The sequence below is a fragment of the Erwinia sp. V90_4 genome (assembly GCF_029967685.1).
GTDB classification, from domain to species: domain Bacteria; phylum Pseudomonadota; class Gammaproteobacteria; order Enterobacterales; family Enterobacteriaceae; genus Erwinia; species Erwinia aphidicola.
This window is the reverse complement of record NZ_JASCAQ010000067.1, coordinates 118,423-132,379: the sequence shown is the minus strand read 5'-3', so window position 1 is coordinate 132,379 and position 13,957 is coordinate 118,423. Positions and strand designations below refer to the sequence as shown.

General features: G+C 57.2%; 12 protein-coding genes. 7 read left to right on the top strand and 5 right to left on the bottom strand.

Going from position 1 to position 13,957, the window contains the following annotated elements; genetic code table 11:
- Nucleotides 1–156 precede the first annotated feature (156 nt).
- On the top strand, nucleotides 157–681 hold the full coding sequence (locus QLG07_RS22205; protein WP_048914516.1) for a lipocalin family protein: 525 nt from the start codon (nucleotides 157–159) through the stop codon (nucleotides 679–681).
- Nucleotides 682–717: 36 nt separating this feature from the next.
- Here QLG07_RS22205 and QLG07_RS22200 read toward each other — a convergent pair whose 3' ends face one another.
- Both QLG07_RS22200 and efp read right to left on the bottom strand, forming a co-directional pair.
- Nucleotides 718–849 carry an entericidin A/B family lipoprotein gene (locus QLG07_RS22200; RefSeq protein ID WP_048914515.1) on the bottom strand — a complete coding sequence of 44 codons (132 nt, stop codon included), beginning with the start codon at nucleotides 847–849 and terminating at the stop codon, nucleotides 718–720.
- A gap of 139 nt (nucleotides 850–988) precedes the next feature.
- On the bottom strand, nucleotides 989–1,555 hold the full coding sequence (efp, locus tag QLG07_RS22195) for an elongation factor P (protein ID WP_048914514.1): 567 nt from the start codon (nucleotides 1,553–1,555) through the stop codon (nucleotides 989–991).
- Between the two features lie 41 nt (nucleotides 1,556–1,596).
- Here efp and epmB point away from each other — a divergent pair, with 41 nt between their 5' ends.
- Nucleotides 1,597–2,625 carry an EF-P beta-lysylation protein EpmB gene (epmB, locus tag QLG07_RS22190; RefSeq protein ID WP_282470172.1) on the top strand — a complete coding sequence of 343 codons (1,029 nt, stop codon included), beginning with the start codon at nucleotides 1,597–1,599 and terminating at the stop codon, nucleotides 2,623–2,625.
- 230 nt (nucleotides 2,626–2,855) lie between these two features.
- Entirely contained in the window at nucleotides 2,856–4,094 is a 1,239-nt protein-coding gene (sstT, locus tag QLG07_RS22185; protein WP_048914512.1) for a serine/threonine transporter SstT, read from the top strand.
- 40 nt (nucleotides 4,095–4,134) lie between these two features.
- Here the strand turns inward: sstT and QLG07_RS22180 are convergent, their stop codons facing one another.
- Entirely contained in the window at nucleotides 4,135–6,693 is a 2,559-nt protein-coding gene (locus tag QLG07_RS22180; protein ID WP_282470171.1) for a DEAD/DEAH box helicase, read from the bottom strand.
- Between the two features lie 148 nt (nucleotides 6,694–6,841).
- Nucleotides 6,842–8,668, bottom strand: coding sequence for an FAD/NAD(P)-binding protein (locus QLG07_RS22175; RefSeq protein WP_282470170.1), 1,827 nt, complete (start codon nucleotides 8,666–8,668; stop codon nucleotides 6,842–6,844).
- A 215-nt stretch (nucleotides 8,669–8,883) separates the two neighbouring features.
- Here QLG07_RS22175 and QLG07_RS22170 point away from each other — a divergent pair, with 215 nt between their 5' ends.
- From QLG07_RS22170 to nrdG, 3 genes are all read left to right on the top strand, one after another.
- Nucleotides 8,884–10,050, top strand: a complete 1,167-nt coding sequence (locus QLG07_RS22170; protein ID WP_282470169.1) for a YbfB/YjiJ family MFS transporter — start codon at nucleotides 8,884–8,886, stop codon at nucleotides 10,048–10,050.
- Nucleotides 10,051–10,221: 171 nt separating this feature from the next.
- Complete coding sequence (gene nrdD, locus QLG07_RS22165) at nucleotides 10,222–12,360, top strand: anaerobic ribonucleoside-triphosphate reductase (protein WP_282470168.1); 2,139 nt, start codon at nucleotides 10,222–10,224, stop codon at nucleotides 12,358–12,360.
- Nucleotides 12,357–12,827, top strand: coding sequence for an anaerobic ribonucleoside-triphosphate reductase-activating protein (gene nrdG / locus QLG07_RS22160; RefSeq protein ID WP_048914507.1), 471 nt, complete (start codon nucleotides 12,357–12,359; stop codon nucleotides 12,825–12,827). Before nrdD ends, nrdG begins: the two co-directional genes overlap by 4 nt.
- Here the strand turns inward: nrdG and QLG07_RS22155 are convergent.
- The gene (locus tag QLG07_RS22155; protein ID WP_048914506.1) at nucleotides 12,824–13,222 is read right to left on the bottom strand and encodes a DUF350 domain-containing protein; all 399 of its coding nucleotides are present in this window, start codon (nucleotides 13,220–13,222) and stop codon (nucleotides 12,824–12,826) included. The two genes, nrdG and QLG07_RS22155, sit on opposite strands and share 4 nt — an antisense overlap.
- Before the next feature lie 177 nt (nucleotides 13,223–13,399).
- Between QLG07_RS22155 and QLG07_RS22150 the strand changes: the two genes are divergently transcribed.
- Nucleotides 13,400–13,921 (top strand): type 1 glutamine amidotransferase domain-containing protein, encoded by a 522-nt coding sequence (locus QLG07_RS22150; RefSeq protein WP_048914505.1) that lies wholly within the window; start codon nucleotides 13,400–13,402, stop codon nucleotides 13,919–13,921.
- The last annotated feature ends 36 nt before the right edge of the window (nucleotides 13,922–13,957 follow it).

Below are 13,957 nucleotides of genomic sequence, written 5' to 3'. Positions count from 1 at the left end.
GGCACGCGGCATCTCTGCCGCGTGCCGTCCGGCTTACCTCAGGCCGAGCTCATCCCACACGATCATCGTGCTGGCTGTGGGTTTAAAACCGCGACGATGATGCTTCGGGGGAAATCGGGACTATACTCAGGCCATTCATTATAAAAGGAATGGCCTATGTCACTGTGGAAAATGATCACCGCCGGCGGCGCCGCGCTACTCTCTGTTGCCTGCACCACCACCCCACCCAAAGGGATCACCCCGATCTCCGGCTTCGACGCCGATCGCTATCTTGGCAGCTGGTATGAGATCGCCCGCCTTAACCATCCGTTTGAACGTGGGTTAGATCACGTGACGGCGACCTACAGCAAGCGTGACGACGGTGGCCTGAAGGTGGTCAACCGGGGTTTCAACCCTAAGAAGCAGAAGTGGCAGGAGAGCATCGGCAAAGCGTACTTTACCGGATCCCCGCAGCAGGCCGCGCTGAAAGTCTCGTTCTTCGGGCCGTTCTACGGTGGCTACAACGTGATTGCGCTGGATAAGGATTATCAGCACGCGCTGGTATGCGGGCCGAATCGGGAATATCTGTGGATCCTGTCGCGCACGCCGCAGCTGGCGCCGCAGGTAAAGGAACAGCTGGTATCACAGGCACGTCAGGAAGGGTTCGCCGTGGATAAACTGATCTGGGTGAATCAGCAATAGCAAAGCCGGTGCGCAGGCACCGGCCCATCATACTGATCAGTTAGTGCTTTTCTGAATAGCTTTACCGCCGGCTTCAACGTCTTCACCCACGCCGCGCGTGGTGTTACAGGCCGTCAGCACCGAAGAGAGCACCAGAACAGAAAGAACAGCAACAATACTTTTCTTCATAGCAATTTCCTTTTAATTAGAGATAAGCACAGCGATATAAGCATAGCCGTAATTTATCTACCTGCATGTTTTGCGGGATAAAAGAAATTGAGGGGAAACGTAAGAAGGGCCTGACGATGCCAGGCCCCTTCGATCGGGCTTATTTTACGCGGGAAACGTATTCGCCAGAACGGGTATCAACTTTAATCACTTCGCCAATCTGCACAAACAGGGGCACTTTCACTACCGCACCGGTAGAGAGAGTCGCTGGCTTGCCGCCGGTACCTGCCGTGTCGCCTTTCAGGCCTGGGTCAGTATCGGTGATTTCCAGCTCAACGAAGTTCGGTGGCAGAACCTGGATAGGTTTGCCGTTCCACAGGGTCACGATGCACTCTGCATTGTCCAGCAGCCATTTAGCCGCATCGCCAACGGTTTTCGCTTCAACAGGGTGCTGTTCGAAGGTTTCCGGGTGCATAAAGTGGAAGAACTCGCCGTCGTTGTACAGGTAGTTCAGGTTGGTATCTACTACGTCAGCGCCTTCAGCGGAGTCGGTAGATTTGAAAGTTTTCTCAACGCGGCTTCCGGTCAGCAGACGACGCATTTTTACGCGTGCGAATGCCTGGCCTTTACCCGGCTTAACAAACTCGCTTGATTCGATGGCATAAGGCTCGCCTTCGAACATGATTTTAAGACCGGGACGGAAATCGTTGCTAGAATAAGTCGCCATGAAGGCCCTCTACAATTTATAACTGGTACTTAGCCAAAAAAATGGCACACATTGTAACCCTAAATCCCCCTGTGCGAGAAGATTGGTTGCATCAACTTGCTGATGTAATCACTGATCCGGATGAATTACTGCAACTTTTAGCGTTGCAACATCACCCTGAACTGGTTTCAGGCCATGACGCACGGCGTCTTTTCGCCCTGCGCGTCCCGCGCGCCTTTGCGGCACGTATGCGCAAAGGCGATCCGCAGGATCCGCTGCTGCTACAGGTGATCACCTCAAAGCAGGAGTTTGTCGATGCACCGGGCTACAGTACCGATCCGCTCGATGAGCAGAGCAGCGTGGTGCCGGGTCTGTTACATAAATATCGTAATCGTGCGCTGTTGCTGGTCAAAGGCGGCTGCGCCGTCAATTGCCGTTACTGCTTCCGCCGCCATTTTCCTTACTCGGACAACCAGGGCAACAAACGCAACTGGCAGCAGGCCCTGGAGTATATCCGACAACAGCCAGAACTGGATGAGATTATTTTCTCCGGCGGCGATCCGCTGATGGCGAAGGATCATGAACTGAACTGGCTGATCGGCGAACTGGAGCAGATCCCGCATCTGAAGCGCCTGCGCATTCACAGCCGCCTGCCGGTGGTGATCCCGAAACGCATTACCGAAGCGCTGTGCCAGCGGCTGGCGCAGTCGCGTTTGCAAACGCTGATGGTCACGCACATTAACCACGCGCAGGAGATTGACGACGATCTGCGCCACGGCATGCGCATGCTGAAACGTGCCGAGGTAACGCTGCTCAATCAGAGCGTGCTGCTGCGCGGCGTTAACGATAATGCCCCCGCCCTTGCGCAGCTGAGCAATGCGCTGTTTGACGCCGGGATCCTGCCTTATTACCTGCACGTGCTGGATAAAGTGCAGGGCGCCGCGCACTTTTATGTCTCCGACGATGAAGCACGCGCCATCATGCGCCAGCTGCTGAGCATGGTATCAGGCTATATGGTGCCGAAGCTGGCGCGCGAGATTGGCGGTGAGCCGAGCAAAACGCCGCTCGATTTGCAGCTGCGTCAGGAGTGATTGGCCGGGGGGAGCAGATACTCAGGTAGCTGATATTAAAACCACCGCAGTGCCGGCATAGTGAGCCCCCCCGCTATGCCATTTATCACTGTTACTCAGGTGGTCAGCCCGGGCCGATGCCTGGCCCGCAGGTGACAAAACCTGATTTTTCCCTTCCCCTGTCAGAACATTTCCTTATACTGCCCCTCGCAAACTCTCAGACACACCGATAACAATAGCGATTTAATATTATGCGGACAGAAAACAGCGGACGCGGGCTGATACAGCGCCTGATTCAGGGCAGCCTGGTAACACAAATTATGATTGGACTGCTGGCCGGTATTGCCCTGGCCTGGTTCTCGAAAAGTCATGCGCTGGCGGTTGGCCTGCTCGGCGAGCTGTTTGTCAGCGCGCTGAAAGCCGTGGCCCCCCTGCTGGTGCTGGTGCTGGTGATCTCGTCGATAGCTAACCACCAGCAGGGGCAGAAGACCAATATCCGCCCGATCGTTATCCTCTATCTGCTCAGCACCTTCTGCGCTGCCGTTGTCGCGGTGGTTGCCAGCCATCTGCTGCCGCAGAACCTGACGCTGCGCGCGGCCAGCAGCGAGATCGTGCCGCCTTCCGGCATCCTTGAAGTGCTGCACGGCCTGCTAATGAGCATGGTGTCGAACCCGATTAGCGCGCTGATGAACGCCAACTACATCGGCATTCTGGTGTGGGCGATCGGCCTTGGCTTTGCCTTCCGCCACAGCAGCGAGAGCACCCGCACTTTCCTCAACGATGCATCCGATGCAGTCACCCGCCTGGTGCGTATTGTGATCCGCTTTGCGCCGATCGGCATTTTCGGGCTGGTCGGTTCGATCCTCGCCTCTACCGGCTTCGATGCGCTGTGGGATTATGCCAGCCTGCTGGGGCTGCTGATCGGCTGTATGCTGCTGATGGCGCTGGTGTTCAACCCGCTGCTGGTGTGGTGGCAGATCCGCCGTAATCCGTATCCGCTGGTCTTTACCTGCCTGCGTGAAAGCGGCGTGACCGCGTTCTTTACCCGCAGCTCGGCCGCCAATATTCCGGTGAATATGGCACTGGCGAAAAAGCTGGGCCTGGATGAAGATACCTATTCAGTCTCGATTCCGATCGGTGCCAATATCAGCATGGCCGGCGCGTCGATCACCATCACCGTGCTAACGCTGGCGGCGGTGCATACGCTGGGGATTCAGGTGGATGTGGCCACGGCTATTCTGCTGAGCCTGGTGGCCTCGATTTGCGCCTGCGGCGCATCCGGCGTGGCGGGCGGCTCGCTGCTGCTGATCCCGGTGGCCTGTAATATGTTTGGCATACCCAATGAGGTGGCGATGCAGGTGGTGGCGGTCGGCTTTATTATCGGCGTATTGCAGGACTCAGCGGAAACCGCGCTGAACTCTTCGGCGGACATTCTGTTTACCGCCGCGGCCTGCATGGCCGACGAGCGCCGCATCGGGCAGAACGCGTAAGATTGAGTGAGGGGGTCAGGCCTGCCTGACCCCGACTTATTTATGAGAAAAGCGCGGTTAAATCGTCCGGGCTAAACTGGCTGGGTTCGCTCAGCTCGTCATCAAGGATCTCCCCCGCCAGATCGGCTTTCTGCTGCTGCAGCGCCACAATCTTCTCTTCTATGGTATCGGCAGCGATCAGCTTATAGACAAATACCGGTTTATCCTGACCTAAGCGGTACGCGCGATCGGTGGCCTGATTTTCTGCCGCCGGGTTCCACCAGGGATCGTAGTGGATCACGGTATCCGCCGCCGTCAGGTTCAGACCCACGCCGCCCGCCTTAAGGCTAATCAGAAACACCGGCACTTCGCCGTTTTGGAAGCGTTCGACCGGCGCAGTGCGATCGCGGGTGCTGCCGGTGAGGGTGACAAACGGGATGCGAGCTTTAGTCAGCTCTTCCGCGATGATCGCCAGCATGGTGGTGAACTGCGAGAAGATCAGAATCCGGCGATCTTCCGCCAGCAGATCGTGCAGCATCTCACGCAGCAGCGCCAGCTTGGCCGAGTGCTTGACCTTCCCGGCGCGCGGGTCGGCCAGCAGGCGCGGATCGCAGCAGATCTGGCGCAGCTTGAGCAGCGCATCCAGCACCAGCAGATGGCTGCGCCCCGCGCCCTGCTGCTGCACCGCCAGCTGCACGCGGTCCTGCATTGCCGATTTCACCTGGTCATACAATTCGCGCTGGGCGCCGTCGAGCGCCACGCTGCGCACAATGGTGTTTTTCGGCGGCAGCTCTTTCGCCACCTCCTGCTTACGGCGGCGCAGCATAAATGGCCGCACGCGCTTCGCCAGCAGCTCGCGCCGCACCTTGTCGCCGTTGCGCTCCACCGGAATACGCCAGTGCTGGGTAAAGTCACGTTCGCTGCCGAGAAAACCGGGCAGCAGGAAGTCAAACTGCGACCACAGCTCGCCGAGGTGGTTTTCCAGCGGAGTACCGGTCAGGCACAGGCGGTGACGGGTTTTCAGCATGCGGATCACCGAGGCAGCGCGCGAGGCGCTGTTTTTCACGTACTGCGCCTCATCAAGGATCAGTAGGTGGTAGTAATGCGCCACCAGCTGCGGCTGGTCGCGCCACAGCAGCGAGTAGGTGGTGATCACCACGTCATACTGTTCAATGCTGTGGTAAAACTCTTTGCGCTGCGGGCCGGTCAGCGCCAGCACGCGCAGATCGGGGGCGAAACGCGCGGCTTCGCAGCACCAGTTGTGCACCAGCGTGGTCGGCACCACGATCAGCGCAGGGCGGTCCAGCCGCCCCGCTTCTTTCTCCACCAGCAGGTGCGCCAGCGTCTGAATGGTTTTACCTAACCCCATATCATCCGCCAGTACCCCAGCCAGCTGGTGCTGACGCAGGAACTGCATCCAGTTAACGCCCTGCTGCTGATAGTCGCGCAGCGTGGCCCGAAGCCCGGCAGGGGGAGCCACCGGCTGTACCCCCGTATTGCCGTTGAGGCGCTCCGCAAGTTGGTGCACCGCGTTGTCGCCGTCAAATATCCAGCGGCTGCGGTCATCGGCCTGGCTGAGGCGGCCGACATCCCATGCGGCTAATCTCAGCGGCTGTAGGCTTTCACTGTCAAACAGATCGATCAGGTTGCCGACCAGCGGTTTCAGCTGTGCGGCGCGGAACAGCAGGCGCTGGTTGCGCTCGTCGCGCAGCTCAATCTGCTCATCGTCGGGGATCAGGCTGAGATTGCCGGACATCCAGCGACGATCGGCGGCAAACAAGCGTGCCAGCAGCGGTTCCAGCCGCACGCGACGGCGGCCGATTTTCATGGCCAGCTCCAGATCGAACCAGCCATCATCGCCCTGTACGGCGCGCCCTTCTATCGCTTCCACCTCGGTGATATTCCAGGTGAAATCGTCGTCCATACTGACGCGCCAGCCGCGCCTGCGCAGGGCCGGCAGGCCTTTTTTGATAAAGTCGCGCCACAGGCCGGGAGATTCCGGTGCGAAGATCGCTGGCGGCAGCGGCGCCGGAGTGTAGATATGGCCTGCAGGAATAGTCCGCAGCCCGATGCTGGCGATCTGCGCCAGCCACGACTGCTCCTCTTCAGCCTGGCGCTGAACGTGAAAGCGCTGGCCTGTGCGGTCGGCGAAACTCTCGGCCCGGCTATTGGCCTCCACCCTTACTCCGGCGTAGTCAAAGCTGACCGCGGCGAAGTCGAGGCGCTTCTGGCGATGCCCGTAGTGGCCATAACCGCTGATAAATTTGGCGCGTGACTCCAGCTGCAGGACCGGCACCGGCTCGGCCTGTATCGTCTCAAGCGCCACCGCGACCTTCGGCTGGCGCGGTTGCAGGTTGGCCAGCATCAGCGCCGCCACGTGCTTGCAGTTATTTTTCACCGCGCAGCTGCACTCGCCGCTGGCATGCAGCCTGCCCTGCGGGCGGCTGAAGTGCACCATCACGCTGAAAGGTTCCGCTTTGCGCCCCGGTACTTCGCCGGTCAACAGGGTATTCTGCCACGCTATATTTTGTACGCTGGCGATCAAATCGCGCGCGCGCGCAACGGTTCGCGCACCGAGCCAGCGAATGACCTGTTTTTCGTTATAAGCGACGGACGACATCGGGCAGTATCCCTGAGTAACCAGAGCGGAATGGGGTTCGCTCTACAGCAACCGACAATAGTAGTAACTCCTCAGGGTTTAATGCAACCGCCATGGCACTTCAGGACGGCAAAAAATATCGCAGCAGCGTGATGGGCTGCAGGTCGAATCAGCTGCCCGCGTGTTTACGGATATTTTGATACATGTCGACGACACAAAGCGCGGCTTCCTGCAGTGCCGTTGAGTTCACTGCCGGGCGCGGCAGCACATGAGTGAAGTAGTTCGGCCCTTCCACCGGCGTGCCCAGGGCATAGATGTTCTTCTGACTGATTTTTTTACGGCTGATGACGTGGTGCTGCCTGTCGATATCTATCCCGCCCGCGAGAAATCCGTCGTTGTCATAGGGCCTGATCACCCCCTCAGCCAGCAGATTATGGTAGAGCCTGGAGTTGTCGCTGGCGGGTGAAAATGACGCTATACGGGCTTTAATCAGGATATCAGCCAGCGTCACGCTCTCTTCCTGTACAAAAGAGGTGTGCAGGGCAAAATGGCCGCTTTCCGACCGGCAGACTAATCGGGCTGCGGGCCCACCCGCCAGCGCTACCACACCGCTCTCAATCAGCGCCAGTAACTCCTGATTCCGTCTTAAGGGCGGCCCCACCGCAATACGGTTGAATATCGGGCAGAACTCACTCAGAAACTGACGGTGCGACTGTGGCGTCAGCCCACCGTGGTTGATGGCATAACGCAGAATATCGCGCGTGTCCCTGATGACATCAGCAGCGGCCTTTAATGCGCCGTCAACGTTGCCTTTTTCAGCGTCAGCAATATCCTTTATCAGCAGCTCTTTAAACCATGCCCGCCACTCTTCAAGGGTCGAAAAGGTTAACCCCTGATGCGGATAGAAGAGCTGATTGATTGCCTCACGTTCAGCCGCACCGGCCTGATAATCCCGAGCCTGCGTCCATTCACCCCGCTCGACGCAGCTGTAGACGTAGCACATTTCTTTGATCAGCAGCGGCAGCAGGTCGGCAACAAAGTCGATTTTTCCCTGCGCTGTCCGCTGGCGTAAGCGATCGATGGCATCGAGGGTGAAAAAATGCGCCAGATAGCGCCCGCTGCCCCCCTTCTGATTCACGCCACGGCTGCCTGCAGGCAGCGACTGGCGGGAATAAATGTAGATCTGCGGTTCATCACCGGATGGGTGATAAATCAGGCGATGACCGGCATCGCTAAATCGCCCCCCGCAGCCAGCGGTCAGTCTGGCAATAATGTCGTAAGTGGTTAAACCCATTCCGCCGATCATCACATTGCTGCCCCCGGCAATATGACTATATTTACGCAGCTCGTAGGGGCGCCGAATATAGCGCAGTAATTTATTTTTATGCAGGTTGCCCGAAACGAAGCGTTGAATACTGAGATCGTCTTCCGTCGACCTGTTTTCACCGTGGCCGGTCGCGAGAAAAAGGTAGTTGGCCTTTATTTTGAAATCATTATCTAACTTAATCTTAATCGTATGGTTTGAAAACGAACTGACCTGAACCGCAAAACCACGAATCACATTCACCGTAATACCTGGCGGGAGGTTGTGCAAAATACGTAAATAGACTGAGTGAAGATATTCCCCTAATAGCGCTCGCGGGAGATAGTCGTCAGGCGAAATCTCTTCCCCCTGAGGGCGTCTGGAGTACAACTGCCCTGATTTTTTATAACCCTGGTCACGCGCCCACTGATATAAGTTCGGGCCCTCACGTATACTCCCGGGGGCGGTGACGCTATCGTCACCAAACAGGGTGATTTGACAGGCGACGGTGTTAGTCAGAAAGTAGTCGGGCTGGTTCGGCAGGTGCACGCCAAATCCCGCTTCGTTTTTATCAATCAGCCATATTTCCATTTTCTGGTTGGGACTGTACTCAGGATAAAGCGTGACGATTCTCTCCAGCAGGCTAAGACCTCTCGAACCGGCGCCGATAATAGCGATAGTTATTTTACTCATAATATATTCCCCGTGACTGGCGTTTTTTAATTAAATAACAGCAGCTGAGATTATTCTGCGCTCAACGTGCCGTATGAAATATCAAAAAAGGCTAAAATTAACCATTCAGGCGAATTAAAGAAATAGCGTCCTGAAGACACTTAAGGTGATGTATTTATCATTGCGCCGCATGCTAACCTTCCTCGCTATCAATATGGATAAAAGGAATATTATTCATGCTTCATAGCGATAAAGAACGGCTTAATCGTAGCAATATCCGCACCGCCGCTTATGGCGTGCTGCTGCTGGCTCTGGGCGTTGGCATCAGCCGTTTCTTATATACGCCGATGCTGCCCAAAATGCTGGAGGAGAAAATATTCACTTTTCCCCAGCTGGCGTGGCTGGCAAGCGCTAACTACGGAGGCTACCTGGTGGGCAGCCTGCTATTTTCATGGAGCGGCTTCCACCGCCCGCGCTCGCAAAATATGGTATTTATTTTTTCCGTGCTTTCCGTCGTGCTGCTCTTCGCGATGGCAGGGGTGGACCGGGTTAATATCGCGCTGGTGGTGCGCTTTCTGGCGGGGCTGGCCAGTGCCGCATTGATGATTTTTGGCTCAGTCACCGTCCTGCACCACACGAATAATCATTGGGTGACCGCTTCGCTATTTTCCGGCGTTGGCGTTGGCATTCTGCTGGGCAATGAGTACGTCAATTTCGGGATTGCGCTACAGCTGCATGCCGCCTCGCTGTGGCTTGGCGCGGGCGTAATCGGTCTGATCCTGCTGGTGTTGCTGGTGATTTTATCCCCCACCGCCATCGCCTTCACCCCTGAATCTCAACAGAGACCGAGACGCAAAAGCAGCGTGGTGGGCTGGTGGCAGCTGGCAATCGTTTATGGCCTGGCCGGGTTCGGCTACATCATTGTCGCCACCTTCCTGCCGCTGATCTCGCACCAGCTTGCAAATAGTGTTATTTCACAGCATCTGTGGTCGCTGGTCGGGCTGGCGATTATCCCCGGCTGTTTTTTCTGGCTGCTGATGGAGCACCGCTTTGGCATCACCTTGTCACTGATTTTCAATCTGATTTTGCAGGCCATCTGCGTGCTGCTGTCGCTGAACGGCCACTCACCGCTGCTGCTGATCCTCTGCTGCCTCGGCTTTGGATTCACCTTTATGGGCACCACCGCGCTGGTAATGCCGCTGGCAAAAAAACTGCCGGTTCCTGCCGGCATCAATCTGATGGCGCTGGTGACCTTTACCTATGGCATTGGCCAGGTGTGCGGACCGCTGATGACGGGACTGCTGCAGGGTCAGGGCGACCCGTTGAAAATATCGATTATCGCCGGTGCGGGTGCGCTGTTTATTGCCGCGCTGTTTTGCCTGAAGCGCTCAACGGCGATCTGAGTTTAAGGTTGGCCAGTGGAGCTCGAAACCAGGGGTTTGGCTCTCTCGCAGAGGAGAATCGCTGCCGACGGGTTCCTTGTGGCAAATCAATAAAACGGCCAATATTCCACGAGAAAACACTACATATAGCGCTTACTATAGCCCTGAAAAACTACATATAGGGGAAGCGCAGTGGCAACTCAGGTGATTAAACGCGACGGATGTCGGGTAAATTTTGATCCGGCACGCATTGCGGCGGCGATCCACGCGGCCGCGCAGGCAGCACAGATAAACGATGAAGATTACTGTACTTCCGTCGCCAGGTTGATTAGCCACCAGCTGATGCAGCGCCCGCAGGTGGATATTGCCGAAGTGCAGCAGGCGGTGGAAAACCAGCTGATGGCCGGACGTTACCCACAGCTGGCGCGCAGCTATATTGAGTATCGCCACGACCGCGATGTTGCGCGTGAACTGCGCGGGCGCCTTAACCATGAGATCCGCGGGCTGATCGAACAGAGTAATCCGGCGCTACTGAATGAAAATGCCAATAAGGATAGCAAGGTGATCCCCACTCAGCGCGATCTGCTGGCCGGGATCGTCGCCAAACACTACGCCCGTCAGCATATGCTGCCGCGTGATGTGGTCAGCGCCCATGAGCGCGGCGAGATCCACTATCACGATCTCGACTACTCGCCGTTTTTCCCGATGTTTAACTGCATGCTGATCGACCTGCGGGGCATGCTGACGCACGGCTTCAAAATGGGTAACGCCGAGATCGAACCGCCTAAGTCAATCTCCACCGCCACCGCCGTCACCGCGCAGATCATCGCCCAGGTCGCCAGCCATATTTACGGGGGCACCACCATTAACCGTATTGATGAAGTGCTGGCGCCGTTCGTGGATGCCAGCCTGGCTAAACACCGCGCCACCGCCGACGAATGGCAGATTGCCGACGCCGAAGCCTATGCCCGCGCGCGCACCGAAAAAGAGTGCTACGACGCCTTTCAGTCGCTGGAGTATGAGGTCAATACGCTGCACACCGCCAACGGCCAGACGCCGTTTGTCACCTTCGGCTTCGGCCTCGGCACCAGCTGGGCAGCGCGCCTGATCCAGCAGTCGATCCTGCGTAACCGCATCGCCGGGCTGGGTAAAAATCACAAAACTGCCGTGTTTCCCAAGCTGGTGTTCGCCATCAAAGCCGGGCTGAACCACCGTCGCGGCGAGCCAAATTACGATATCAAACAGCTGGCGCTGGAGTGCGCCAGTAAACGCATGTACCCCGATATCCTCAATTATGACCAGGTGGTGCAGGTCACCGGTTCGTTTAAAACGCCAATGGGCTGCCGCAGCTTCCTCGGCGTGTATCAGGAGAACGGGGAACAGATCCACGAGGGGCGCAATAATATTGGCGTGATTAGCCTCAACCTGCCGCGCATTGCCCTGGAAGCGGGTGGCGATGAAACGCGCTTCTGGGCGCTGCTGGACAGGCGCCTGCTGCTGGCGAAGAAGGCGCTGATGACGCGCATTGCGCGGCTGGAGAACGTGAAAGCGCGGGTTGCGCCAATCCTCTATATGGAGGGCGCCTGCGGGGTGCGCCTGCAGGCCGATGAGCCGGTGGCCGCTATCTTTAAGCACGGCCGGGCTTCAATCTCGCTGGGCTACATCGGCATTCACGAAACGCTAAACGCGCTGAGCGGCGCGGCAATTCATCCCTACGATGATGCGGCACTGCGCGCCAAAGGGCTGGAGATTGTCGCCCGCCTGCGTGCTGCCGTGGATCAGTGGAAGGAGGAGACCGACTACGGATTCAGCCTGTACAGCACGCCGAGCGAGAACCTGTGCGACCGCTTCTGCCGCCTCGACGCCGCCGAATTTGGCGTGGTGCCGGGCGTCACCGACAAAGGCTACTACACCAACAGCTTCCACCTCGACGTTGAGAAAAAGGTCAATCCGTACGACAAAATCGACTTTGAAGCGGGCTATCCGCCGATCGCCAGCGGCGGTTTTATCTGCTACGGCGAGTACCCGAATATCCAGCATAACCTGAAGGCACTGGAGGACGTCTGGGATTACAGCTACAGCCGCGTGCCCTATTACGGCACCAACACCCCGATTGATGAATGCTACGAGTGCGGCTTTACGGGTGAGTTCGCCTGCACCAGCAAAGGCTTCACCTGCCCGAACTGCGGCAATCACGACAGCACGCGGGTGTCCGTTACGCGCCGGGTGTGCGGTTATCTCGGCAGCCCGGACGCCAGGCCGTTCAACGCGGGCAAGCAGGAAGAGGTTAAGCGCCGGGTAAAACACCTGCGCCAGGGCCAGCCCGGATGAATATCCATCAGTATTATCCGGTGGATATCGTTAACGGCCCCGGCACGCGCTGCACGCTGTTTGTTTCCGGCTGCGTGCATCAGTGCCCGGGCTGCTATAACCAAAGCACCTGGCGGCTGAATTCCGGCGTGCCGTTTACTCTGCAGATGGAAGAGCAGCTGATCGCCGACCTTAACGATACGCGCATACCGCGGCAGGGGCTGTCGCTGTCCGGCGGCGATCCGCTGCACCCGGCGAACCTGGCGGATGTCGGGCGGCTGCTGCGCCGCGTCAGGCGCGAATGCGCGGGAAAAGATATCTGGCTGTGGACCGGCTATCGGCTGGACGAACTGAGCGCTCAGCAGCAGCGGGTGGTGGCGCTGGTTAATGTGCTGATTGACGGTAAATTTATTCAGGCACTGAAAGACCCGGCGCTGCTGTGGCGCGGCAGCAGCAACCAGGTTGTTCATCAACTGCGGGCAGATTAATAGGTCATACAGGCCGCGTTCAGGATACCGACGCCGGTAGAGACGCCACCCAGGAATAACCCGGCCGCCACGCTGTTGTCTTCGATACGTTGACTGATATCGCGCATAAACAGGCGTACGGCGGTAAAGACGATGAGCTGGATCACCAGCGCCACGGCGCCCCACACCAGATAATCGACCAGATTAATGGAGTTAATCGCTACGCTGGCAAGGGGAATAATATAGCCCAGCAGCGCACCGATAAACCCCCAGGTTGCCGCCAGATTATTCTCTTTAATTAGCCGCCATTCGTTATGTGGCGTAATTCGCGTGTAGATAAACAGAAATACCAGCACCATCGCGATGCTGGTGAGAAAATAGGAGCCGAAAGCAAGGATCAAATACAAGGTAGCCATAGAGTCGTCCTGATTTATGGAGGTGCGGCAAAGAATTATCATAAAGTGCGCTATTCACAAACGCCAGCCGCCTGCGTCTTCTTTACCTTTAATGCCATTCGGAATCGACCTGGTTGATTTTCTGCCTATGTGAACCACACTTATTTCTATCAACAACTCAAGTTCACAGGAGAAAATATGAGCAAGAAGATTGCAGTGTTAATTACCGATGAATTTGAAGATTCGGAGTTCACCTCCCCGGCCAAGGCGTATCAAGATGCGGGTCACGAGGTCATTACCATTGATACCGAAGCAGGTAAAACCATCACCGGCAAACAGGGTGATGCCAAAGTGAAGATAGACAAATCTATCGATGACGTTCAGCCGGCGGATTTTGACGCCCTGCTGCTCCCCGGCGGTCACTCCCCGGATACGCTGCGCGGTGATGACCGTTTCGTCGCCTTTACTAAAGAGTTTGTGGCGCTGGGCCGACCGGTGTTTGCTATCTGCCACGGACCTCAGCTGCTGATCAGCGCCAATGCCGTACGCGGGCGCCAGATGACCACCGTGAAAGCGATCGTTATCGATCTGAAAAATGCCGGTGCTGACTTCTATGATAAAGAGGTGGTCGTCGACAATGAACGACTGGTCACCAGCCGCACGCCGGACGACCTGCCTGCCTTCAATCGTGAATCACTGCGTATTCTTAACGCACTCTAATCTGCTGGCCAGCTGCGGCTGGCCCGCCATCGCTTT

Bases quoted from the DNA above. Each gene is read 5' to 3' on its own strand.
- QLG07_RS22205 (WP_048914516.1), top strand. From the start codon at position 157: ATGTCACTGTGGAAAATGATCACCGCCGGCGGCGCCGCGCTACTCTCT.
- QLG07_RS22200 (WP_048914515.1), bottom strand. From the start codon at position 849: ATGAAGAAAAGTATTGTTGCTGTTCTTTCTGTTCTGGTGCTCTCTTCG.
- efp (WP_048914514.1), bottom strand. From the start codon at position 1,555: ATGGCGACTTATTCTAGCAACGATTTCCGTCCCGGTCTTAAAATCATG.
- epmB (WP_282470172.1), top strand. From the start codon at position 1,597: ATGGCACACATTGTAACCCTAAATCCCCCTGTGCGAGAAGATTGGTTG.
- sstT (WP_048914512.1), top strand. From the start codon at position 2,856: ATGCGGACAGAAAACAGCGGACGCGGGCTGATACAGCGCCTGATTCAG.
- QLG07_RS22180 (WP_282470171.1), bottom strand. From the start codon at position 6,693: ATGTCGTCCGTCGCTTATAACGAAAAACAGGTCATTCGCTGGCTCGGT.
- QLG07_RS22175 (WP_282470170.1), bottom strand. From the start codon at position 8,668: ATGAGTAAAATAACTATCGCTATTATCGGCGCCGGTTCGAGAGGTCTT.
- QLG07_RS22170 (WP_282470169.1), top strand. From the start codon at position 8,884: ATGCTTCATAGCGATAAAGAACGGCTTAATCGTAGCAATATCCGCACC.
- nrdG (WP_048914507.1), top strand. From the start codon at position 12,357: ATGAATATCCATCAGTATTATCCGGTGGATATCGTTAACGGCCCCGGC.
- QLG07_RS22155 (WP_048914506.1), bottom strand. From the start codon at position 13,222: ATGGCTACCTTGTATTTGATCCTTGCTTTCGGCTCCTATTTTCTCACC.
- QLG07_RS22150 (WP_048914505.1), top strand. From the start codon at position 13,400: ATGAGCAAGAAGATTGCAGTGTTAATTACCGATGAATTTGAAGATTCG.